Origin of the sequence: Diaphorobacter caeni (genome assembly GCF_015354245.1) — a bacterium.
GTDB lineage: Bacteria > Pseudomonadota > Gammaproteobacteria > Burkholderiales > Burkholderiaceae_C > Diaphorobacter_A > Diaphorobacter_A caeni.
The window spans coordinates 85368-107670 of sequence record NZ_JADKYZ010000009.1 but is presented as its reverse complement, the minus strand read 5'-3'; the positions used below and the strand labels follow the sequence as shown (position 1 = coordinate 107670).

Here is a 22303-nt window from a genome sequence, read left to right as displayed (position 1 = left end):
GCCAAAACGCCATTGTGTGTCAGCCAAAAGGCTGCAAAAGGGAGAGCAGCGCATTCTGCTGGGTGCATCAGCGATTGGCGATGCGTTGGTGAAACAAGTTTACATTTCGTCGCCAGCCCCATGGCGTGTCGACCAAAACAAAAGGCCTGCATCGGATGACGCAGGCCTTTTGTGCAGTGGGTGGCGCTTGGCTTACTTCTGTTGAATCAGCCTGGCGATGTCGTCGGTGGCCTTCTGGTCTTCGGCGTTCACGCGGCGTGCGCCGTTGAAGCGGGACTGCCAGTAGGAGATGCTCATGTCTTCCACGCGAACCGAGGCGCCGGTGCGAGGTGCATGAATGAACTTGCCATCGCCCAGATAGATGCCGACATGGCTGAACGCGCGGCGCATGGTGTTGAAGAAGACCAGATCGCCGGGGCGCAGATCCTTCTTGTCGATCACTTCGGTCGCCGCGGCTTGTTCCTTGGCGACACGCGGCAGAGCCAAGCCCTTGGCCTGCTCAAAAATGGCGCGCACGAAGCCGCTGCAATCAAAACCGCTTTCCGCGCTGTTGCCGCCACGACGGTAGGGGACTCCAATGAATCCCATCGCGGTCGAGACGAGCTCACTCGTTCGATCCGCCATTCCGTGGCGTACGTCCTGAAGCTGGGCAATGAGGCCGCGTTCGGCCAGCATGCGCTCCATGTCATCAGCAGTGGAGTGGGTTGGTGCGGCGATAGATACGTTCGCGAACGCTAGTAACAGTAAGCAAAACCATCGAGACATGGGGCCGGAGAGTACCACGACTCGCTTCGATGCCAAGCTCGAGAATTGTTACAGCGACCCGGTATATCCCTGATTCCGCCTTTTGTTTGACATATCGTTACCTACTTGCATTCAGGGGCTATCAGATCGATAGGCGTTCTCTTCCCTATATAACAACGAGAAATCTCGTGGTCGTGGCTTGTATCTGCAAGCCCATATGGGATCTTGAGGAGATTTTGTGTTTCAAACTGTACAAAACCCCTTCGCAAAGAGCGTTGCACTGTCTGTGGCGGGTTCCGTCCTGCTTGGTCTGTCTGCTTTCAATGTCATAGCGCAACCGTTTCCCGCAGCCGAGCCTTTGCCCAAGGCATCAACCCGAACGCTTGCTGTGGAAACGGTGACCGAGCGTCTGGAACACCCCTGGGCGATGGCTTTTTTGCCGGGTGGCGGCTGGCTGGTGACCGAGCGCCCGGGGCGCATGCGGGTGGTCAACGAAGCGGGGCTGCTCGGCCCAGCGCTGAAGGGGATGCCGCATATTGCCGCGACCGGGCAAGGGGGGCTGCTGGATGTGGTGCTGGACCGGGATTTCGCGAAAAACCGCCGCATCTTCTTTTGCTACTCCGAACCCGACGCCAAGGATCGATCGCTGAACTCGACGGCGCTGGCCAGCGCCACGCTGGATCGAGCCGACAACTCACTCAAGGATCTTCGAGTGGTGTTCAGCCAGAAGCCCAAGCTGCGCAGCAGCCTGCACTTTGGTTGCCGCATCGTACAGAACCCGGATGGCACGCTGTTTCTGGGGCTGGGAGAGCGTTCGAGCTTCAAGGAGCAGGCGCAGATGCTGGACAGCCATCTGGGCAAGATCGTGCGCATCCGCCCGGAAGGCGGAGCCGCGCCGGGCAATCCGCTGGCTGACAGGGCAGGCGCCTTGCCTGAAATCTGGAGCTGGGGCCATCGCAACATCCAGGCGGCCACGCTGACGGCCGATGGCAGGCTCTGGGCCGTCGAGCACGGACCGCAGGGCGGGGATGAGATCAATCTGGTGCAACCGGGCAAGAATTACGGCTGGCCGGTCATCACCTATGGCGAAAACTACGGCGGCGGTCGCATCGGCAAGGGCATTGCGCAGGCGCCCGGCATGGAGCAGACAGTGCACTATTGGGTGCCGTCGATTGCGCCATCGGGTATCGCCGAGCTGACCAGCGACCGATACGGTGCCGAATGGAGGGGTAGCCTTTTCGTTGGATCGCTCAAGTTCCAGCGTCTGCACAGGCTGCAGCTGGATGGCGAGAAAGTCGTGCGCGACGAGATCCTTCTGCCCGATCTCCGTGAACGGGTCCGGGATGTTCGCCAGGGGCCGGATGGGCTGCTCTATCTGCTGACCGACGGCTCGGACGGCAAGCTGCTGCGGGTGAAGCCCTGAGAGCGGTGTTCAGTTCAGGTGGAACATCCACTTGGCGATCAGTACGATGCCGATCATGTGGGCGAACACGCTGTAGTGAATGATTCGCGAGTTGCGTGAGCGCAGCCTGCCGCGCCGCTGCAATGCCATGGCCGTCAGGAAATGTCCCATGACGCTGGTCGCGAGGGCGATCTTGATCCACAGCAGCAGGCCAAACCGATGCTGCAGCGGATCCGCAAGGACGGAAGCGTAGGCCAGCCATGCCATGGCGATCCCCGCTCCATACAAAGAGAGCATGACCCACGGCATGATTTTCCGGGCGCGCGCGCCGACTGCGGACTCCAGTTGGCGCATGGCCTCGGGCGGCAGTTGGGGGCGCAGGGGCTCGAGCATCAGCACCTCGAAGAACACCACGCCGATGAAGAAGAGGGCGGCGAAGAGGTGGATAGTGAGCAGGACGGGATAGGACATGGGTTCAAGCCTTGCACGGGTGGCGCTTGTGACAGTTGGTGTGACCATCGTGAAGCCGAGTGCGACCTGCATCCATGATGTAAGTCAATTTTCCGGACGAGTCGCCAACAAGCCCCGCCGATGGCATTGGTGCATGATCCTGCGACAATCTGTGCTTTGAATCGCCCGTTGTAGGTAAGAAAGAATAAATTCCATGCTGCTTGATGAATCCGAATCCCAACTGGTGCTGGTGGACTATCAGGAGCGCCTGATGCCGGTGATATTCGAGGGCGCGATGGTGCTCGAGAATGCCCGCCGTCTCGCGAAAATCGCACAGTTCATAGACGTGCCGGTCTGGGGTACGGAGCAGAATCCGTCGCGCCTGGGCGGCAACGACGCTGAACTGCGCGCGCTGTGCCGCAACACGCTCTCGAAGATGCATTTCAGCGCCGCCGAAGAAGGTCTTTGCGAATGGCTGCGCCCTCCCGCAAAGCCCCAGCAGGGCGGCAATGCCCGCAGCCTGCCCAAGCATCTCCAGAAGCCCCAGCAGCAGGCGCCCGAGCGCAACACCATCGTCATCGCCGGTTGCGAGGCCCATGTCTGCCTGCTGCAGACGGCGCTGGATCTGCTGGAAGACGAGTTCGACGTCTGGGTGGTGACCGACGCGTGCAGCTCGCGCACCGAGCGCAACCGCGACGCGGCCTTTGACCGCCTGGCGGGCGCGGGAGCAGAACTTGTGACCACTGAAATGGTCGCCTTTGAATGGCTGCGCACCTGCGAGCACCCCGACTTCAAGGACATGCTGACTCTGGTCAAGTGATCGACGGGACCGCGTGCCGCTCGCTGTGCCCGGTTCCTTGTATCTCAGCGCCTCCCGCCTCTCTCAGCCCCGCCCGAACTCACGTCCGTTGCGGGGTTTCGTCTTCTTGCGTTGCTCAATTGATATAGCTCAATCGTCGTGAATTCACGACCCCGACGCTATCGCCAACACCGTCAGATGCTCGCAAAATGTGGGTGTTCATTGGTGAGAAGGGTGTGCTTTTGTATCGCTTCTCGGAATGCCAGAAGACATTCAGGAGCGTCAGCTTGACGAAAACTCGCTTATACATAATGAAATCAACGGAATTGCCACAGCGGTTGGGCAGCGCCGTCGGTCATATAAGGAGACTATTCCAATGGTGAGTTTTTCTGAGTTTCATCGTCGCTCGATCGAGGATCGCGATGCCTTCTGGTCCGAGCAGGCCCAGTTCGTCGAATGGCAAACCCAGCCCCGGCAGATCTGCGACTACAGCAACCCGCCGTTTGCGCGCTGGTACGTCGGCGGCACGACCAACCTGTGCCACAACGCCGTTGACCGCCATCTGGCGGAGCGGGCCAATCAGAACGCGCTGATCGCGATTTCCACCGAAACCAACACCGAGCGTGCCTACAGCTACGCCGAGCTGCACAAGGAAGTGCAGCGCATGGCCGCCTGCCTGCAGGCGCTGGGCGTGAAGCGGGGCGATCGGGTGCTGATCTACATGCCGATGATCGCCGAAGCATCGTTCGCGATGTTGGCCTGCGCGCGCATCGGCGCCATCCACTCGGTCGTGTTCGGCGGCTTTGCTTCGTCGTCGCTCGCCTCTCGCATCGAGGATGCGGAGCCGACCGTGATCGTGTCGGCCGATGCGGGTTCGCGCGGCGGCAAGGTCGTTCCCTACAAACCGCTGCTGGACGAGGCCATCGACCTGTCCGCGCACAAGCCTCAGGCCGTGCTGCTGATCGATCGGGGACTGGCGCCCGCGAGCATGCGCGCCGGTCGTGATCACGACTGGGCGGCGCTGCGCAGCCAGCATCTCGATGCCAACGTGCCCTGCGTCTGGCTCGACGCCACGGAATCCAGCTACACGCTCTACACCAGCGGCACGACCGGCAAGCCCAAGGGCGTGCAGCGTGACACCGGCGGCTATGCGGTGGCGCTGACCTCCAGCATGCGCTGGGTGTTCGATGCCAAGCCTGGCGACACTTTCTTCTGCACCAGCGACATCGGCTGGGTCGTCGGCCACAGCTACATCATCTACGGCCCGCTGCTCGCCGGCATGGCGACCGTCATGTACGAAGGCCTGCCGACCCGCCCCGATGCGGGCATCTGGTGGAGCATCGTCGAGAAGTACAAGGTCACGCACATGTTCTCCGCGCCGACCGCGGTGCGGGTGCTCAAGAAGCAGGATCCCGAATATCTCAAGCGCTACGATCTTTCGACGCTCAAGGGCCTCTGGCTCGCGGGCGAGCCGCTGGACGAGCCGACCGCGCAGTGGATCAGCGGCGCGCTGCAGGTGCCGATCATCGACAACTACTGGCAGACGGAAACCGGCTGGCCGATACTTACGCTGTGCAATGGCGTGGAGAAGCAGCAGTCGCGCTTCGGCAGTCCCGGCAAGGCGGTCTACGGTTACAACGTCAAGCTCATCGACGAGACCAACGGCGAAGAGCTGACGGCGCCCAACCAGAAGGGCGTGCTGGCCATCGAAGGGCCGCTGCCTCCCGGGTGCCTGCAGACCGTTTGGCGCAATGACGAGCGCTTCGTCAACACCTATTGGAAGAGCATTCCCGGTCGTCTGATCTACAGCACCTTTGATTGGGGCGTTCGCGATCAGGATGGTTACTTCTTCATTCTCGGTCGCACCGACGACGTGATCAACGTGGCCGGACACCGCCTTGGAACACGCGAGATCGAGGAGTGCATTTCGGGCAACGCGAACATCGCCGAAGTGGCGGTGGTGGGCGTGGCGGACAACCTCAAGGGGCAGGTCGCCATGGCGTTCGCGGTGGCGCGTGATGCCTCCGGTTTGACGGACGATGCGGCGCGCCTCAAGTTCGAGGGCGAGATCATGAAGCATGTCGACAGCCAGCTGGGCGCTGTGGCCCGTCCTGCGCGCGTGTTCTTCGTGAATGCCTTGCCCAAGACGCGCAGCGGCAAGCTGCTGCGCCGCACGCTGCAGGCGGTCGCGGAAAAACGCGATCCGGGCGACGTGACGACGATGGAGGATCCGACGGCGCTGCAGCAGATCAGGGATCTGCTCGGCTGAGGAATCTGGAGCGGTTTTACAGCTGTTATCGCGGTTGGAGCGGTGGTAGCAGCTTTTTTTATACCAGCGGAAGCGGCTCGGAGATGGTCCGGGCCGATTCCAGCCAGGAGCGCGGGGCGTGCCAGTGCCTGGCCCAATCCGCGAAATGTTCGGCTGGCATGGGGCGCGAGACGATGTGGCCCTGTGCGATCAGGCAGCCCATGCGCACCAGCAGAATGCCTTGCTCCTCCGACTCCACCCCTTCGGCCACGATGCGGTAGCCGAACGATCGGGCAAGCCCGACCACGCCCTGCACGATGGCCTGATCGGCCGGGTCCTGCATCATTCCCCGCACATAGCTCTGGTCAAGCTTCAATTGATCGATGGGCAGGCGCCGCAGATAGGCCAGCGACGAATAGCCGGTGCCAAAGTCATCCAGCGAGACCGTTATGCCGATGGCGCGCAGCTGCGCCAGTTCGCGCGCGACATGGTTGACGTCGTAGAGCGCCGCGTTTTCCGTGATTTCCAGGTCCAGCTGTCGGGGCTGCACTTCCGGATGACGCTGCAGATGGCCCAGCACCCAATTGGCGAAATCGCGATGGCGAAGGCGCTCGGCGTCGATGTTGACGCTGATCTGTATGTCCAGACCCTGACGCTTGAGCTGAGCGATGTGCGTGAGCACCGAGTCCATTGCCCATTCGGAGAACTTGGCCTCCAGCTCGGTGCCGTCGATCACATGGAGGAAGGAGCCCGGAAGAATCACGCCGAGTTCAGGATGCACCCAGCGCACCAGCGCCTCGGCGCCGATCACCGCACCGCTGCGCATGTCCACCTTGGGCTGGAGGTAGAGCGACAGCTCGCCGTTGTTGATGGCCTGATCGACATGCGCACGTCGCTCGACCATGCTCTGGCGCGCCGTTTCCTGCACTGAATCGAAGGCGCGCAGGCGGTTTCCACCGGCCTGCTTGGCCAGGTACATGGCCTGATCGGCGTGGCGCAGAAGGGTGTCGGTGTCGGCGGAGTCCTCGGGAAACAGGGTGTAGCCCACGCTGGCGGTGATGTCGACGCGCTCCCCCTCGATGTCATACGGAGACGAGACCGCCTCCATCAAGGCGCGCATGCGCTTCTCGGCGGCCTCGCGGTCGATCACGTCGTAGAGCAGCACGATGAATTCGTCTCCACCCAGACGCGCGACGCAATCGGCCGGTCGCAGCGCCCGCTGCAGACGTCCGGCGACCTGCACCAGCAGGCGGTCACCGAGGCTGTGGCCCAGGCGGTCATTGAGGGCCTTGAGCGCATCGAGATCGATGTAGGCGATGGCCAGCTTGACGTCTTCCTTGATGCTGCGCTCCACCGCATCGCGCAGCCGCTGGCCGAGCAGCGCGCGGTTGGGCAGGCCCGTGAGCGAGTCATAGTGGGCCATGTGGAGCAGCAGCTCCTGCTGCTCGTGCTGCAGCGTCACGTCCATCGCCACGCCCACCATGCGTCGTGCCGCGCCATTCTGATCAAAACCGACGACCTTGCCGACGTTGCGAAGCCAGCGCGTCTGCGCCTGCGGGGGGGCGATGCGCCAGGTGGCGTCGAACGGCTTGGTGGGTGTGTTCAGGTGTTGCTGCAGTGCGCCTTCGATCACTCTGATCTGCTCGCCGCTGATGCCCCTGACCCAAGGCGTGGGTTCGGGCGCCTTGCCCGACGCGCCACCCTGCAGTTCATGCCAGCGGGCGTCGCCGCGCACGATGCCTGACTGCATGTCAAGATCCCACAAGCCGAGCGCGGCGGCATTGACGGTGAGCGAGAGCAGCTCCTCGCGTTCGCGGACCCTGCGCTCCTGCTGCTTGCGCTCGGTGATGTTGATCACGGTGATCAGCCAGCAGGCCTCGCCACCGACGTCGATGGGGCTCATGGACTGCAGGACGGTGTGCACTTTTCCGTCGAGGGAGCGCAGTTCGTTTTCGTATCCGGTCAGCTCGCCGGTCTTGCGCGCCTCGCGCAGCATGGTCTCGCGGGACTGGGCCGAATAGATGCCCAGCTCGACGAAAGTGCGACCGATCGACATTTCCCGGGAGTAGCCCGAGCCTTGTTCCCACGCGGGATTCACATCGACCACCCGGCCGTCGTCGCGGCGCACGAAGGCCAGCGAGATCGGGATGGCCTGAAAGATATATGCGAACTGCGCCTCGGACGCAAGCATGCGCTCGGAGGTGCGGCGCAGGGCGTCGATGTCCTGCAGCACGCCGCGGATCTTGAGGAATTTGCCATCCTCCATGACGGTTTCACTGCGCACCCGCACCCATACGCGCTGCCGGTCGGCCCGCAGAATCTCGAACTCCGTCTCCCAGACCATGTGTGAATTGCGCTTGTAGCGGCTGATCTTTCGAACATGCTCGCGCCATTCGGGTGCCACGAAACGCTCGATGTAGTCGGCCGGCGGCGGCGTGCCGGGAGGAACGCCATGGATCACGCAGCAGACGTCCGACCAGTAGATCACGCCCTGGCCGGGAATGCCTTCCCAGGTGCCCAGGCGGGCCAGCCAGCTCGCCTGCTCGAGAGAATGGCTGGACACACGCAGGTTCTCTTCGATCACATGCGTGTGCGTCATGTCGTGGAACACGAAGATGAGGCAGCGTTCGCCTTCGATGAGCGCACTGCGCGCGGAGAACAGCCCCGTGATGACCTGTCCGTGAAGCTCGACCTTCAGGGACATGCCGTTGATTTCCGCATCCTCCCCCAGCGAACTGACCTGGGCGCGATCTTGCTTCGAAATCACGAGCCCGAACTCCTCGGCCGTCTTGCCCAGAATGCTGGACAGCGGCAGCTGGCACATGCGCTCCATGGCCGGATTCGCATCGATATAGTGCCCATCCGACATGCGCACGATGCCGGCCGGATCGGGCAACGTCTTGTAGAAAGTGGTGTACTTGATGTCCGAGAGACGCAGGGCGCTCGCCATCTCGTGCTGCTCGGTCACGTCGAGCAGCATGCCGGAGAGGCGCAGAGGTTGACCGCTCTTGTCGAACTCGACCACGGCACCGCGCGCGATCAGCTTGCGAGTGCGCCCATGGTCGTCCCTGATGCGGAACTCGCCGTGGAAGTGGGGCAGCATGCCTCGCATGCATCTGCAGCAGTCGGGGCTTCACGCGTTCGAAGTCATCCGGGTCGATGCGTGAACGCAGGGTAGCGAATTGATCAGCTCGTCGAAGGGGTTTGAGCGGAGCGATGTCGTTGTCGCCGGGGCTGTCTTCAAGTCCGAAATCGCGGAAAAAACTGCCGTGGTAGCTGAAAAGCCGTTCGCGCACGTTCCATTCCCAGCGCCCGCCGCCCGTCGCCCTGAGTGCGTGAACGAGCTCGTTCTCGCTGTGCAGCAGCATGCGCTGAGTGCGTGCCTGACGCATGATCAGACCGACGCCCCCGCACAGCGTCACCAGCCCCAGAACGTATCGCAGAGGAATCACATCCAGCGTGGCCCAGCCATGGCGCTCGGCCGGATCTCCGAGGGTGGCCCATGGAGTGATGAACATGGGCACGAGCACCATCAGCAGGGCAAAGAGCAGCCAGAAGTTGAGTCGGGTGCGTCGCTGAACCAGCCAGGCGACGCTGCCCACACCCCACATGGAGAGTGCCAGCCCAAGGTCTATCCACCAGGCGTGCGGCGTGTCCAGAAACATGCCAAGCAGGGAGCACAGCGTCGCCACGCCTCCGGCCAGCGGGCCGAAGAGAAAGCTCACCGACGCAAGAATGCTGGGGTAGACGAAGGAAATGCCGCCCATGGTCGAGCGCACGTGCAGCATCGTCACCAACAGCGAAAACAACCCGCAGACCAGGCCGATGCAGATCTGGTCGCGTCGGCTGGGGTTGAGCAAAGTGGAAATCGGCAGCAGCGCGGCACCAATGATCAGCGTCACCAGAATCAAGCCCGTGACGAAGAATTCATTGGTCATATGCCAAGTGGACAGCGGTGATGAATAGTGACGTGAGTCTTCGTTCGCCAACCATCTCCCCCGCGATCACTCTGGAAATGCGTCAGCCAACCCGAAACAAACCGTGATTGTGCAATTCGTAAAATATTTCTATCGAATGTGCATTTGAATTAATTGTAATCTATTGTTTGGGGTGTGAACAGCGTTTTCGAGTTCGTCTTGTCAGACAATTCATCGGGGTTTACGGTCAAATCGAACCAGACCCGTAGACAACATGGTTCCGCATACGATGATCACGCCGCAGCCGAGCATCCAGGGGGTAATGGTTTCGTGAAGAAACACCACGCCGTAGAGAACGGCGAACGCGGGCGCGAGAAAGGTCACGGCGACCGCGCGGCTGGGCCCGGCGTTGGCGATCAGGCGGAAATACAGAAAATAGGCCAGCCCGGTGCAGAGCACGGCGATGGCGACCACTGCGCCCCAGGCGCGCGGCCCGGGCATCTGGGTCGGCCAGTTCATCACGGTGGGGATGGCCAGGCAGGCGCTCGCGCCGAGCAGACTGCCGGTGGCGCTTGCGAGCGGCGGCACGCCCACGAGATAGCGTTTGGCGAAATTGGCCGCGACGGCGTAGCAGATCGACGCACCGAGGCAGGCCGCGATGGCCCAGCCCGCATCGCTGCTCTTCATGCCCGCGCCGCCCGGAGCCTTCCAAGCCAGCAGCGCGACGCCCACGAAGCCGAGCAGCAATCCCAGCCAGCGCAGGCGCTGAATGCGCTCGCCCAGCCAGATCCACGCGACCAGCGCGCCGAACAGCGGCACGGTGGCGTTCAGAATCGAGGTGAGGCCGGTGGTGATGTGCATCACCGCCCAGGCGAACAGTGCAAAGGGGATCGCCGAATTGATCACGCCGGCGAGCATCACGGTTTTCCAGTGGCGGCGCAGGGCAGGCCACTCACCCGCGAGCACCACGAATGGCAGCAGCAGCACGGCCGCGAGCGCCACGCGCAGGCCGGCCGTCGGAAACGGACCGAACTCCACCGCACCCATGCGCATGAACAGAAACGATGCGCCCCAGATCGCTGACAGCAGCAGAAATTCAGGAACCCAGGAGCGTTGCGCCGAGTGGGTCGGCACGGTGGTGGAAGTCATGTTGTTTTCAATTCTTTGGAACGCCATGGACGCCGCCCGCGAGCGCGCCTTCGAGCGTCAGCAGCGCGGTTTTGCGCGTCAGCCCGCCAGCATAGCCGGTCAGACTGCCGTCCTGACCGAGAACCCGGTGGCAGGGCACGGCCAGACTCAGTGGATTCCGCCCTACGGCAGCTCCGACCGCGCGCATGGCCTGCGTCTTGCCAAGCTGGCGGGCGAGGGCGCCGTAGGTGGTTGTCTTGCCGACAGGAATATGAAGCAGCGCCTGCCATACCGAACGCTGGAACGGCGTGCCTGCGGAAATGTCCAGCGGCAGATCGAAGTCACGACGCTCGCCGGCAAGAAACTCGCGCACCTGGTCTCTGGCTTTCGTCAGCACCGGGTGATCGTCCTCCATCCGCCAGAGGGGATGCGGCAGATCGGGCGCGAGTTGCGCGGGCAGGTGTTTCTGGTCGTGAAACCACAGGCCCACCAGACCCTGGTTCGATGCGGCGGCGTACATGTCGCCGAGCGGTGTGGAAAAGCGGGTGCAGACGAGGTCGTTCGAAAAGGTGGTCATGGAAGTGCTCCGGAATGTCGATTGACTGAGGGTTCACGATCAGGGCCGGGCCAGTCCCGCCCAGATGCGCATGACGGCGTAGCTGCGCCACGGCCGCCAGACTTGCGATGCGGTGAGCGCATCGCGCGCCGCATGTGCCGCGTTCGTGCCGCGCGCGATGCCCAGCGCCGATTGCAGGGCGACATCGCCTGCGGGAAATGCGTCGGGCCAGCGAAGGGCGCGCATCGCGATGTATTGGGCCGTCCAGTCACCAATGCCGGGCAGCTCGCGCAGCGCGGCCATGGTGGCTTCTGGGTCTTCGCCAGGCTGCAGCCGCAGCCTGCCTTCGGCCGTGGCTGCGGCGATCGCCTTGATCGCCTGCTGGCGCTGGCGCACGATGCCGAGCGCGCCCAGCGCATCCCCGCTTGCGTGGGTCAATGCATCGGCCGTGGGGAACAGCCGTGAGAGCTCCGGCCATGGCGTGGCGACGGGTTCGCCGAAAGCCTGCACGAGCCGCTGAGCCAGTGTGCGTGCGGCGGCGACCGTGATCTGCTGGCCCAGCACGGCGCGCACCGCGAGCTCAAAGCCGTCCGCCGCGCCCGGCACGCGCATGCCTTCCCCTGCTCGAAAAAAGGGTGCGAGAACGCCGTCGATCACGCCCAGATCGGCGTCCAGATCGAACATCGCGCGCACGCGCGCAATCAGTGCGGGGAGCACGGGCAGCAAGGAGTCGCTCACGGTCAGCAGCAGGCGGGCCGACGCCTCGTCAAAACGCACGTCAAACCAGCCACTGGCGGCCTTGGCACCGTCGCCCATGCGCAGCGTTCGGCGCATGCCGGGCATGCCTTTGGGCGGCGCGGCCTCCAGCTGTTCCAGCGACGCGATGGCGCGGGTGCCCAGAAACCCGAGCATGGCCTGCACATCGTAGGGTGGACGCCAGCCGAGGCGGATCACGTGCGACTGCACCGCATCGCCGTCGCCCGACTCACCGCCGTCCTTGCGCAGTTGGCTGGGCCGCAGCGCGTAGTGCTGCAGAAACGCCGCATTGAAGTTGCGGACGCTGCGAAAGCCGCTGGAGAGCGCGACCTGGGTGATAGGCAGCGTCGTGTCGGTCAGCAACTGCTTGGCAGCGAGCAGGCGGCGGGTCTGAAGGTACTGGAGCGGCGAGATGCCGAGCGCCACGCTGAAAATCCGGCGCACATGGCGGTCCGTCACGCCCAAGCGCCCGGCCAGCCAGTCGATGACCGCGCCGCCTTCGACATCCGACCAGTTCTCGGGCGCGTCCAGCATGCGCAGCGCCTGCCGCAGCAAGATGCCGCTCGCGTCCTGACTCGACCAGACCAGCGCCTGTGGTGCCAGCTCGGGACGGCAGCGCAGGCAGGGGCGGAAACCGGCATGCTCGGCCTGAGCCGCCAGCTCGAAAAAGCGGCAATTTTCCCGGCGCGGAACCCGCACGGAGCAGACCGGGCGGCAGTAGATGCCGGTGCTGGTCACGCCCGTGAAGAAGCTGCCGTCAAAGCGCGCATCGCGCGCCCTGAGGGCCAGATAGCGTGCGTCATCCACGGATGTCATGGCGGGTGGTGTGATTTCGGTCATGGCTTCATGATAGGGAAGGCGACGCCGGACGCTGGCAGTTTTCGGACATGTCCATCAAAAACCGCGTCCACGAAATCAGGCGGCGACGGCGGCACCATCCGGCACGCCTACAATCGTGTCCGTTTTTCAACTTCATCGACAGGTTGTTCCGTGCCATTTTCGCCAGCCATTTTCAAAGCCTATGACATTCGCGGCATTGTTCCCAGCACTCTGAACGAAGACGTGGCCCACAATCTGGGCCGGGCGTTCGGACTGGCCGCGCGCGCCAAGGGTGAGCGCGTGGTGGCGGTGGGCCGTGACGGCCGTCTGTCCGGCCCCGCGCTGTCGGCCGCGCTGATGGCGGGTCTGGTGGACGTGGGCATCGAGGTGATCGATGTGGGCATGGTCACGACGCCGATGCTGTATTTCGCGGCCGCCACCCTGTGCCACAGCGGCATCCAGGTGACTGGAAGCCACAATCCCAAGGATTACAACGGCTTCAAGATGGTGCTCGCGGGCAAGGCCATCTATGGCGAGGAAATCCAGAACCTGCGCCGCGTGATGGACGAGCAGACCTGGCAGGCGCACGAAGGTGGCAGCATCCGCGAAGCCAACGTGCTGCAGGCTTACACGGACCGCATCGTCGGCGACATCAAGCTTGCGCGTCCGATGAAGATCGTCGTCGATTCCGGCAACGGCGTCGCGGGCGCTTCGGCTCCGGGCATCTTCCGCGCCATCGGCTGCGAGGTGATCGAGCTGTTTTCCGAGGTGGATGGCGATTTCCCCAACCACCATCCCGACCCCAGCAAGCCGGACAATCTGAAGGACGTGATCGCGGCGCTCAAGAACAGCGACGCCGAACTCGGTCTCGCGTTCGACGGCGACGGAGACCGCCTCGGCATCGTCACCAAGGACGGTCAGAACATCTTTCCCGATCGCCAGATGATGCTGTTCGCGCAGGACGTGCTCGCGCGCGTGCCCGGTGGCTCGATTCTGTTCGACGTGAAGTGCACCCAGCGCCTTGCGCCCGCCATCGAGGCGGCGGGTGGCAAGGCCGTCATGTACAAGACCGGCCACTCGCTGATCAAGGCCCGCATGAAGGAGCTCGATGCGCCTCTGGGCGGCGAAATGAGCGGCCATATCTTCTTCAAGGAGCGCTGGTTCGGCTTCGACGACGGCACCTACGCGGGCTGCCGTCTGCTGGAAATCCTGAGCAAACACGGCGATCCGAGCGCCGTGCTCAATGCGCTGCCGACCAGTTTCTCGACGCCCGAGCTCAACGTGACCTGCGAAGAAGGCGAACCCCATCGCCTGACGGCCCAACTGCAGGAAATCGCTTCCTCCACGTTCAGCGCACCCGCACAGCTCAGCACCATCGACGGTCTGCGGGTCGACTGGCCGGACGGCTTTGGCCTGATCCGCGCGAGCAACACCACGCCGGTGCTGGTGCTGCGCTTTGAAGGCCACACGCAGGAAGCGATGCACCGCATCGAAACCGACATGCTGGCGCTGCTCGAGCGCGTGAAGCCCGGAGCCAAGGTGGGCGGGGCGGCGCACTGAGCATCGACGCTTCGAGCATTCAGTGAGGGGACTCTATTCACTGGCGATTCAGCTGGCGACGCCGCTCCTGCGGCGCAAGCTGGCGCGGCGCGCGCAATCCGAGCCGGGCTACGCCATGGCCGTCGGCGAACGCTTCGGGCACTACGACACGCCGCCGCGCGTGGCTGGCGCGTCCGGGGCATCTGGGGGGGCGGCCCGGCCGCTCGTCTGGATCCACGCGGTGTCGCTGGGCGAGACGCGCGCCGCCGCCATCCTGCTCAAGGAACTGCGCGAACTCCTGCCCGGCATGCAGCTGTTGCTCACCAACGGCACGGCCACGGGGCGCGAAGAGGGCAAGAAGCTGCTGCGCGCAGACGACATCCAGGTCTGGCAACCCTGGGATTCACCGCAGGCGGTGCGCCGATTCCTGCTGAACTTCCGGCCCGACATCGGCGTGCTCATGGAGACCGAGATCTGGCCGAATCTGGTGGCTGGCTGCAGGGAGCGGGGCATTCCGCTGGTGCTTGCGAACGCGCGCATGAACGAGAAGTCGTGGCGCGGGGCCAAGCGGCTGTCGTGGCTGGCTGGGCCCGCATACCGCAGCCTGTCGGCCGTCTGGGCGCAGACCGAGGTGGACGCCCGGCGACTCGCGGACGTCGGTGCGCCGGTGCGTGGGGTGCTCGGCAATCTCAAGTTCGACAGCGTGCCCGACGCGGCCTTGCTCGCACGCGGCCGTGCCTGGCGCGCGACCAGCGAACGCCCGGTGGTGCTGTTCGCGAGCAGCCGCGAGGGCGAGGAGGCCGCATGGCTTCAGGCTTGGCTGCGTCAGCGCGAGAGCTTCGCGAGCAGGCAACAGCAAGTGCAATGGCTGCTGGTGCCGCGCCATCCGCAACGTTTTGACGAGGTGATCGCGCTGTGCGTCGATGCGGGTCTGACGGTCTCGCGCCGCAGCGCCTGGGTCGATGCACCGGAAGCCGCCGACGTCTGGCTTGGCGACAGCATGGGCGAGATGGCGCAGTACTACGGAATGGCCCATGCCGCGATGCTCGGCGGCAGTTTCGAGCCGCTGGGTGGACAGAACCTGATCGAGGCGCTGTCATGCGACTGCCCGGTCATCATGGGGCCGCACACCTTCAATTTCGCCGAGGCGTCCGAACTGGCCGCCGATGCGGGCGTCGCGCTGCGGGTGGTCGACATCGACGCGGGCGTGCTCGAATCCGTGCGCCTTGTCAACGAGCCCGAGCGCCTCGCCGATCTGGCCTCGCGCTGCCATGCTTTCACCAGCGCACACCGGGGCGCTGCGATGTCCACCGCGCTCGCCGTGGTGCAGCAGATGCGCGGCGACAGTCCTCGTCAGGCCGCCGTTTGACTCCTCGAGCGACGGGCTGGGGCTGAATACGCCGATCGATAAGCTCGCACTATGACGAAAAACAAACGTCGAGGCGGTTGAAGCTATCGTTTCCCCTCAAGTGCTGGACAATGTGCTTTCGTGAGTTGTCACGCCGTCATGGGGACGCAATCCCATGGGCGCGGGCACCGGTCAGCCACTGTCGTTTCACCATCACCATGTTGGATAAGCACTACCTCACCCCCTTGTTCGCTCCCGCATCGGTCGTCGTGCTGGCGGGGCCGGGCGACAAGCCGGAGTCTCTGTCGCCGCTGGCGCGCAATGTCCAGGAGGCCCTGCGCGCGCAGAAGTTCACCGGCAGCCTGACGTTCATGGACATCCACACCAGCGGCACGTTGGCCGATCTTGCGCAGGCGCGCGCGGATCTCGCGGTGATCGCGTTGCCGGCCGATGAAGTGGTCGCGGCCATGGAAGTGGCTGGACGCATGAACTGCCGCGCCGCCATCGTGCTGTCCACCGGCATGTCGCAGGCGCAGGCGTCCGACTTGAAGCGCATCGCCAAACGCGAGGGCATGTTTCTGCTCGGTCCAAATTCGCTCGGCATACAGCGTCCGTCGCTGCAGCTCAACGCGAGCGCCGTGGGGCCGCTTGCGGCGGAAGGCTCGTTGGGACTGATCTGCCAGTCGGGTGCGTTGACCGCTTCGATTCTCGATTGGGCGCGCAGCAATGCGGTGGGCTTTTCCAGCGTGGTGTCGCTTGGCCCCCATACCGATCTGGGCATCGCCGCCGTGCTCGATTTTCTGGCGAATGACCCTCGCACGCAGAGCATCGTGGTCTACATGGAGGGCATTCAGAACGCCCGGCGTTTCATGAGCGCGCTGCGCACGGCCGCCAATTCCAAGCCAGTCATCGTGCTCAAGGCGGGGCGCAAGCCCGCGGGCAACGCGGCAGCGCTGACCCACAGCGGCGCCATCGTTGGCAGCGACGAGGTCTTCGACGCCGCGCTGCGCCGCGCGGGTGCCGTGCGGGTGAGCACTTTTGTCGAGCTGTTTTCGGCGGCGAAATGCCTCGCCTCACGCTACCGCCCAGTGGGCCAGCGGCTGGCCGTGATCACCAACGGCGGCGGCCCCGGCGTGCTCGCGGCGGACTGGATCAATGAAAAGGGCCTGGGGCTTGCTCGCCTGTCGGCCGAGGCCGCCACGGCGCTGGCCGCGCAGTTGCCGCCCCTTGCCACGCTGTCCGATCTGATCGATCTGTCGGAGGAAGCCGGGCCCGAACATTACCGCCTCGCGATCGAGGCCGCGAACAAGGACAAGCAGATCGACGGCGTGCTCGCGATCTTCTCGCCCAAGCCCGGCAGGGATGCGACGGCGGTGGCGCAGGCGCTCTCGGACGCCAAGCGCTCGATGAGCAAGCCGCTGCTCACCAGCTGGCTGGGCGACACGCTGGTGCTGCCCGCGCGCCAGACGCTGCGCAAGGCGCAGATCCCGAGCTTTCGCACGCCCGAAGCGGCGGTCGGTGCGTTCTGCAACATCTCGACCTTCTATCGCAACCAGCAATTGCTGCTGCAGACGCCGCCGTCGCTGTCGACCCTCGCCAAGCCCGACATCGAGGGCGCGCGCCTCGTCATCGAGAGCGTGCTCGCCGAGCGCCGCAAGGTGCTCACCGAGATGGAGTCCAAGTCGCTGCTCGCGGCCTTCCACATTCCGGTCACGCGCACCCTACAGGCGCGCAGCGCGCACGAGGCGATGATGATCGCCACACAGCTCGGCTACCCGGTCGCGCTCAAGATCGATTCGCCCGACATCAGCCACAAGTCCGACGTCGGCGGGGTGGCGCTCAACGTACATACCGGCACGGCAGTGCGCGATGCCTATGCCGACATGGTGCAGCGCGTGGCGCGGCTGCAGCCCACGGCGCGCATCAACGGCGTGACCGTGCAGAACATGGCGCGCGCCCGGCGCGGCCGCGAGATCTGCATCGGCCTCGTGAGCGATGAGTACTTTGGCCCGGTCATCACCTTCGGCGCAGGCGGCACCATGGTCGAGCTGATGGACGATGGCTCGATGGAGCTGCCGCCGCTCAACCAGTTTCTGGCCCGTCGCCTGATCGAGCGTTCACGCGTCGCCGAGACGCTGGGCGAATGGCGCGGGGCCGACCCGGTGAATTTCGAGGCGCTGGAGCAGGTGCTGCTGCGCGTCTCGGAAATGGCCTGCGCGCTGCCACAGTTGCGCGAAATGGACATCAACCCGCTGATCGTGGACGCCAACGGCGTGGTCGCGGTGGATGCGCGCATCGTCGTCGGCGAGGCGACCCATGGCGCGTCGGGCACGCTCACGACCGGCCTGCTCGGTGCGGATTCGAGCTACGCGCACTTGGCGATCATGCCGTACCCCGCGCGCTATGAGCAGATCTGGCCGATGCGCGGCGGCGGTGAATACCATGTGCGTCCGATCCGCCCCGACGACGCGCAGATGCTGCAGAAGCTGGTGCGGGAGCTGTCGCCGGAGAGCCGGTATTTCCGTTTTGTCTCGCAGCTCGCGGAGTTGCCCGCCTCGATGCTCGCGCGGTTCACCCTCATCGACTATGACCGCGAAATGGCGCTGGTGGCGGTGCAGAAGGAGAGTGCGGTCGATGACGAGGGACAGGTCACCGAGACCGAGCGTATCGTCGGCGTTTCGCGCTATGTGACGAATCCTGACCAGTCGAGCTGCGAGTTTGCGCTGCTGGTGGCGGACGATTTTGCGGGGCGGGGGCTTGGGTCGCGCTTGATGCTGGCGATCATGGAAGTCGCGCGGGACCGGGGCCTCGCCGAGATACAGGGACTCGTGCTTGGCAACAATCCCAACATGCTCAAGCTCATGCGCAGGCTTGGTTTTGAAATCAAGGCGTTCCCGGATGATCCGGAGTTTCGTCTCGTCGTCCATCAGCTCTAGATTCAGGGGAGCATGCTGTCTACCGGCTGCGACGTATTGCCTCAAAGGCCGGTCGGCGTTCCATCCGACGGGCTTTTGTGGGGGCGCACAGCGCTTCTTTTGTGGCGACTCCGCTTTTGAAGTGCTTTGCAGCAATCGATTCAGAGCACGTTGCGTCTTCTCAGTCCGTCGATCTGTGCCAGCGTGAGCCCGAGTTCCGCCTGCAGCACTTCTTCTGTGTGCTGGCCCAGCGACGGCGGGGCATGGCGCAGCGCCGTGGGCGTGTCCGACAGCCGCAGGGGACTCGCGGCGGTGACGATGCGGTTGGCGCACGCAAGGTCATCGGGCGCGTCGGTGAAGCGGTCCTGCTCGACGCGGATGCTCCGCGATTGCACATGGGGATCTGCGTAGGCTTCGGCGATGTTGTTGATCGGGCCGCAGGGCACGGCCTTGTCCTCGAGCAGCGCCACCCATTCGGCGGTGGCGCGCTGGCGTGTGATGTCGCACATGCGGGGGATCAGTTCCTCCCGGTGCTTGACGCGGGCGCTGTTGGTGCGGAATTTGTCGTCGCCGCCCCAGTCGATTCCAGCGGCTTCACAAAAGCGCGCGAACTGGCCGTCGTTGCCGATGGCCAGCAGCATGTTGCCGTCGGCCGTGGGAAAGTCCTGATAGGGAACGACGCTTGGGTGAGTGTTGCCGAGGCGCTGCGGGATGTTGCCCGCGTTGAGAAACCCGGCGCCCTGATTGGCGAGCACGGCCATCGCCACATCCAGCAGCGCCATGTCGATGTGCTGACCGCGTCCGGTGCGGTGGCGCGCCTCGATGGCGCCGAGAATGGCGGTGGTGGCGTACATGCCGGTGAACAGATCGATCACCGCGACGCCCACGCGCATCGGCCCACCGCCCGGTTCGCCGTCGGCGCGGCCGGTGATGCTCATGAGGCCGCTCATCGCCTGCACCAGCAGGTCATAGCCCGCACGCGGCGCATAAGGACCCGTCTGGCCGAAACCGGTGACCGAGCAGTAGATCAGGCGCGGATTGAGTTCCTTGAGCGATTCGTAGTCTAGCCCGTAGCGCTGGAGGCCACCGGTCTTGAAATTCTCGACGAGCACATCGCTTGTCCGTGTCAGCTCGCGGATCAGCGTCTGGCCTTCGATCGTGGCCATGTCCACGGTGACCGAGCGCTTGTTGCGATTGCATGACGCGAAATAGCAGGCTTCCGCCGTGTCGTTGCCGTCTGGGTCCTTGAAGAAGGGCGGCCCCCAGTGGCGCGTGTCGTCGCCTTCGCCAGGTTTTTCGATCTTGATCACGTCGGCACCCAGGTCGGCCAGATTCTGGGTGCACCAGGGGCCCGCGAGCACGCGCGAGAGGTCAAGCACGCGAATGTGGCTCAGTGCGCCTTGGGGATGGGTGTTGCTGCTCTGCGTCGCCATAGGTCTCCGTGGTGGTTCTCCGCTTGAACGGAATGTGGCGACATCGTAGAGCGTGTTTCCGACCGCTGGCTTCCATTCTTTTTAAGCAGGCATTCGCCACCAATCATTGAAATAAGACATTCGTCGGCAGCGCTCACTTTCCCTAGAATCGCCGCATGTCCATGCATTTCGACCTAGTTGACCTGCGCCTGATGGTGCACATCGCCGAAGCCAACAGCATGACGCGCGGGGCTGAGCTGTCCTTCATATCGCTGCCTGCGGCCAGCACGCGCATCAAGAATCTGGAGGAGAGCATCGGAACCAAGCTGCTGTATCGCACCAGTCAGGGGGTGACGCTGACGCCGCCGGGTCAGGCTTTCGTGACGCACGCGCGCATGGTGCTCGGGCAGATCGAGCATCTGCGCGGCGACATGCAGGAATACGCCAGCGGCATCAAGGGCCATGTGCGGGTATTCGCCAACACCACATCGCTCGGGGAGTTTCTGCCGGACGTGCTGCGCCACTATCTCAGGCGCAACCCGGACGTGAACATCGACCTGCGCGAGCGGCTGTCGCACGACATCGTGCGCGCCGTGACGGAAGGGCAGACCGACATCGGCATCGTCGCGGGACTGGTGCGCACCGAGAATCTCGAGACCTTGCCCTACCGGCGCGACCGGTTGGTGCTGGTGGTGCCGCGCGGTCATGCCCTCGACGGGCAGATGCAGGTGGACTTTGCCGACACGCTCGAGCTTGACCATGTCGGCCTGCACGAGTCGAGCGCGATCCACGCGTTTCTTCGGCAGGCGAGCGATCAGCTTCATCGTCCGATCAAGCAGCGCATCCAGGTCGGCAACTTCGAGACCGCCTGCCGCATGATCGAGTCCGGCGTGGGTGTGGGCATTCTTCCCGAGTCGGCCGCCAGCCGACATGCGCAGGCGATGGCGATCAGCATCGTGCCGCTGGCCGACGCGTGGTCGGTGCGCGAAATGCAGATCTGCGTGCGCAGCATGGAGGCACTGCCATCGTTCGCACGCGAACTGGTGGACCTGCTCGTGAAGGATGCGCAGGGCAAGCTGCAGTGCGATTGATCCGGTGAGCGTTCGCTACAATTTGGCCTCGCGGATCATGTTGCGGGCGATGATGATCTGCTGGATCTGCGTCGTGCCTTCATACAGGCGGAAAAGCCGCACGTCGCGGTAGAAGCGCTCGATGCCGAACTCGGCCAGATACCCCGAGCCGCCGAGGATCTGCACCGCGCGGTCGGCCACGCGGCCCGACATTTCAGTGGCGAACATCTTGGCGCAGGAGGCTTCGGTCGAGACGTTGCGGCCCTCGTCGCGGCGGCGGGCGGCATCGACCACCATGCACTCAGCCGCGTAGAGTTCGGCTTGACTGTCAGCGAGCATGGCCTGAACGAGCTGGAATTCACTGATCGGCTGGCCGAACTGCTTGCGTTCCAGCGCGTAGTTCAACGCGTCGCGAAGAATGCGCTTGGCGACGCCCACGGCGACGGCGGCGATGTGGATGCGACCCTTATCGAGCACCTTCATCGCGGTCCTGAACCCTTGGCCTTCCTTGAGGCCGATGAGGTTGGCGGCCGGCACGCGAACGTTGTCGAAGAACACGTCACAGGTGTGCGCGCCGCGCTGGCCCATCTTCACGTCGTTCTTGCCGAAGCTGATGCCGGGCGATTTCGCGTCGAGGATGAAGGCCGAGACGCCTCCGGAGCCCTTGTTGGACGGATCGGTGCGCGCCATCAGGGTGAACAGGCCCGCATGCGGCGCGTTGGTGATGAAGCGCTTGTTGCCGTTGACGACATAGGCGTCGCCATCGCGGATGGCGGTGGTGCGCAGGGATGCGGCGTCCGATCCCGCCTCGGGCTCCGTCAGCGCGAACGAGGCCATGAGCTCGCCCGTGGCGAGACGGGGCAGCCATGTCTCCTGCTGCTCCGGCGTGCCGTCCATCAGAATGCCCTGCGAGCCGATGCCCACCGTGGTGCCGATCACCGAGCGGAAGGCGGGCGAGGTCTGGCAGAGCTCGAAGAGTACGCGCACTTCCTCTTCCATGGTGAGTTCCAGACCGCCGTAGCGCTCGGGAATCGTCATGCCGAAGAGGCCCAGCTCGCGCATCTCCTGGACGATGGACTCGGGGATTTCGTCGGTTTCGGCGACGATGTTCTCCGCAGGCACAAGCCGTTCGCGCACAAAGCGGCGCACGCTGTCGAGCAGGGCTTCGAGCGTTTCCTGATCACGAATCATGGGGTGAGG

At 64.3% G+C, this 22303-nt stretch carries 16 protein-coding genes; 8 read left to right on the top strand and 8 right to left on the bottom strand.

The features are described 5' to 3' along the window. Positions 1–192 precede the first annotated feature (192 nt). On the bottom strand, positions 193–765 hold the full coding sequence (locus ISG32_RS20980; RefSeq protein WP_194772980.1) for a C40 family peptidase: 573 nt from the start codon (positions 763–765) through the stop codon (positions 193–195). 337 nt (positions 766–1102) lie between these two features. Between ISG32_RS20980 and ISG32_RS20975 the strand changes: the two genes are divergently transcribed. Beyond that, positions 1103–2167: a PQQ-dependent sugar dehydrogenase gene (locus ISG32_RS20975; protein WP_228529990.1), complete on the top strand. Its 1065-nt coding sequence runs from the start codon at positions 1103–1105 to the stop codon at positions 2165–2167. Positions 2168–2176: 9 nt separating this feature from the next. Here the strand turns inward: ISG32_RS20975 and ISG32_RS20970 are convergent, their stop codons facing one another. Further along, positions 2177–2617 (bottom strand): CopD family copper resistance protein, encoded by a 441-nt coding sequence (locus tag ISG32_RS20970; protein WP_194772978.1) that lies wholly within the window; start codon positions 2615–2617, stop codon positions 2177–2179. A 193-nt stretch (positions 2618–2810) separates the two neighbouring features. Here ISG32_RS20970 and ISG32_RS20965 point away from each other — a divergent pair, with 193 nt between their 5' ends. Beyond that, positions 2811–3416 (top strand): isochorismatase family protein, encoded by a 606-nt coding sequence (locus tag ISG32_RS20965; protein ID WP_194772977.1) that lies wholly within the window; start codon positions 2811–2813, stop codon positions 3414–3416. A 355-nt stretch (positions 3417–3771) separates the two neighbouring features. Further along, the gene (locus ISG32_RS20960; protein WP_194772976.1) at positions 3772–5664 is read left to right on the top strand and encodes a propionate--CoA ligase; all 1893 of its coding nucleotides are present in this window, start codon (positions 3772–3774) and stop codon (positions 5662–5664) included. Between the two features lie 58 nt (positions 5665–5722). Here ISG32_RS20960 and ISG32_RS20955 read toward each other — a convergent pair whose 3' ends face one another. Then, a complete protein-coding gene (locus ISG32_RS20955) occupies positions 5723–8746 on the bottom strand; it encodes an EAL domain-containing protein (RefSeq protein ID WP_228529989.1) in 3024 nt (1007 codons plus the stop codon). A 79-nt stretch (positions 8747–8825) separates the two neighbouring features. Between ISG32_RS20955 and ISG32_RS27635 the strand changes: the two genes are divergently transcribed. Beyond that, positions 8826–9602 carry a hypothetical protein gene (locus tag ISG32_RS27635; protein ID WP_228529988.1) on the top strand — a complete coding sequence of 259 codons (777 nt, stop codon included), beginning with the start codon at positions 8826–8828 and terminating at the stop codon, positions 9600–9602. A 189-nt stretch (positions 9603–9791) separates the two neighbouring features. Here ISG32_RS27635 and ISG32_RS20950 read toward each other — a convergent pair whose 3' ends face one another. Genes ISG32_RS20950 through ISG32_RS20940 form a run of 3 tightly spaced genes read right to left on the bottom strand, consistent with a single transcriptional unit; the run spans position 9792 to position 12840 of the window. Beyond that, the gene (locus ISG32_RS20950; RefSeq protein ID WP_194772975.1) at positions 9792–10709 is read right to left on the bottom strand and encodes a DMT family transporter; all 918 of its coding nucleotides are present in this window, start codon (positions 10707–10709) and stop codon (positions 9792–9794) included. 7 nt (positions 10710–10716) lie between these two features. Further along, positions 10717–11265: a methylated-DNA--[protein]-cysteine S-methyltransferase gene (locus ISG32_RS20945; protein ID WP_194772974.1), complete on the bottom strand. Its 549-nt coding sequence runs from the start codon at positions 11263–11265 to the stop codon at positions 10717–10719. Positions 11266–11304: 39 nt separating this feature from the next. After that, positions 11305–12840, bottom strand: coding sequence for a DNA-3-methyladenine glycosylase 2 family protein (locus ISG32_RS20940; protein ID WP_194772973.1), 1536 nt, complete (start codon positions 12838–12840; stop codon positions 11305–11307). Positions 12841–12990: 150 nt separating this feature from the next. Between ISG32_RS20940 and ISG32_RS20935 the strand changes: the two genes are divergently transcribed. From ISG32_RS20935 to ISG32_RS20925, 3 genes are all read left to right on the top strand, one after another. Beyond that, positions 12991–14379, top strand: coding sequence for a phosphomannomutase/phosphoglucomutase (locus tag ISG32_RS20935; RefSeq protein ID WP_194772972.1), 1389 nt, complete (start codon positions 12991–12993; stop codon positions 14377–14379). Between the two features lie 22 nt (positions 14380–14401). Beyond that, on the top strand, positions 14402–15727 hold the full coding sequence (locus tag ISG32_RS20930) for a 3-deoxy-D-manno-octulosonic acid transferase (RefSeq protein WP_323745970.1): 1326 nt from the start codon (positions 14402–14404) through the stop codon (positions 15725–15727). Positions 15728–15924: 197 nt separating this feature from the next. Then, a complete protein-coding gene (locus ISG32_RS20925; protein ID WP_194772971.1) occupies positions 15925–18642 on the top strand; it encodes a bifunctional acetate--CoA ligase family protein/GNAT family N-acetyltransferase in 2718 nt (905 codons plus the stop codon). Between the two features lie 140 nt (positions 18643–18782). Here ISG32_RS20925 and ISG32_RS20920 read toward each other — a convergent pair whose 3' ends face one another. Next, a complete protein-coding gene (locus ISG32_RS20920; RefSeq protein WP_194772970.1) occupies positions 18783–20054 on the bottom strand; it encodes a CaiB/BaiF CoA transferase family protein in 1272 nt (423 codons plus the stop codon). Between the two features lie 155 nt (positions 20055–20209). Between ISG32_RS20920 and ISG32_RS20915 the strand changes: the two genes are divergently transcribed. Then, on the top strand, positions 20210–21124 hold the full coding sequence (locus ISG32_RS20915; RefSeq protein ID WP_194772969.1) for a LysR substrate-binding domain-containing protein: 915 nt from the start codon (positions 20210–20212) through the stop codon (positions 21122–21124). A gap of 15 nt (positions 21125–21139) precedes the next feature. Here the strand turns inward: ISG32_RS20915 and ISG32_RS20910 are convergent, their stop codons facing one another. Further along, positions 21140–22294: an acyl-CoA dehydrogenase family protein gene (locus ISG32_RS20910; RefSeq protein WP_194772968.1), complete on the bottom strand. Its 1155-nt coding sequence runs from the start codon at positions 22292–22294 to the stop codon at positions 21140–21142. Positions 22295–22303 lie beyond the last annotated feature (9 nt).

Excerpts from the sequence above, each read along its gene's own strand:
- ISG32_RS20980 (WP_194772980.1), bottom strand. The coding sequence starts at position 765 with ATGTCTCGATGGTTTTGCTTACTGTTACTAGCGTTCGCGAACGTATCT.
- ISG32_RS20970 (WP_194772978.1), bottom strand. The coding sequence starts at position 2,617 with ATGTCCTATCCCGTCCTGCTCACTATCCACCTCTTCGCCGCCCTCTTC.
- ISG32_RS20965 (WP_194772977.1), top strand. The coding sequence starts at position 2,811 with ATGCTGCTTGATGAATCCGAATCCCAACTGGTGCTGGTGGACTATCAG.
- ISG32_RS20960 (WP_194772976.1), top strand. The coding sequence starts at position 3,772 with ATGGTGAGTTTTTCTGAGTTTCATCGTCGCTCGATCGAGGATCGCGAT.
- ISG32_RS20955 (WP_228529989.1), bottom strand. The coding sequence starts at position 8,746 with ATGCTGCCCCACTTCCACGGCGAGTTCCGCATCAGGGACGACCATGGG.
- ISG32_RS20950 (WP_194772975.1), bottom strand. The coding sequence starts at position 10,709 with ATGACTTCCACCACCGTGCCGACCCACTCGGCGCAACGCTCCTGGGTT.
- ISG32_RS20945 (WP_194772974.1), bottom strand. The coding sequence starts at position 11,265 with ATGACCACCTTTTCGAACGACCTCGTCTGCACCCGCTTTTCCACACCG.
- ISG32_RS20940 (WP_194772973.1), bottom strand. The coding sequence starts at position 12,840 with ATGACCGAAATCACACCACCCGCCATGACATCCGTGGATGACGCACGC.
- ISG32_RS20925 (WP_194772971.1), top strand. The coding sequence starts at position 15,925 with ATGTTGGATAAGCACTACCTCACCCCCTTGTTCGCTCCCGCATCGGTC.
- ISG32_RS20920 (WP_194772970.1), bottom strand. The coding sequence starts at position 20,054 with ATGGCGACGCAGAGCAGCAACACCCATCCCCAAGGCGCACTGAGCCAC.
- ISG32_RS20915 (WP_194772969.1), top strand. The coding sequence starts at position 20,210 with ATGTCCATGCATTTCGACCTAGTTGACCTGCGCCTGATGGTGCACATC.
- ISG32_RS20910 (WP_194772968.1), bottom strand. The coding sequence starts at position 22,294 with ATGATTCGTGATCAGGAAACGCTCGAAGCCCTGCTCGACAGCGTGCGC.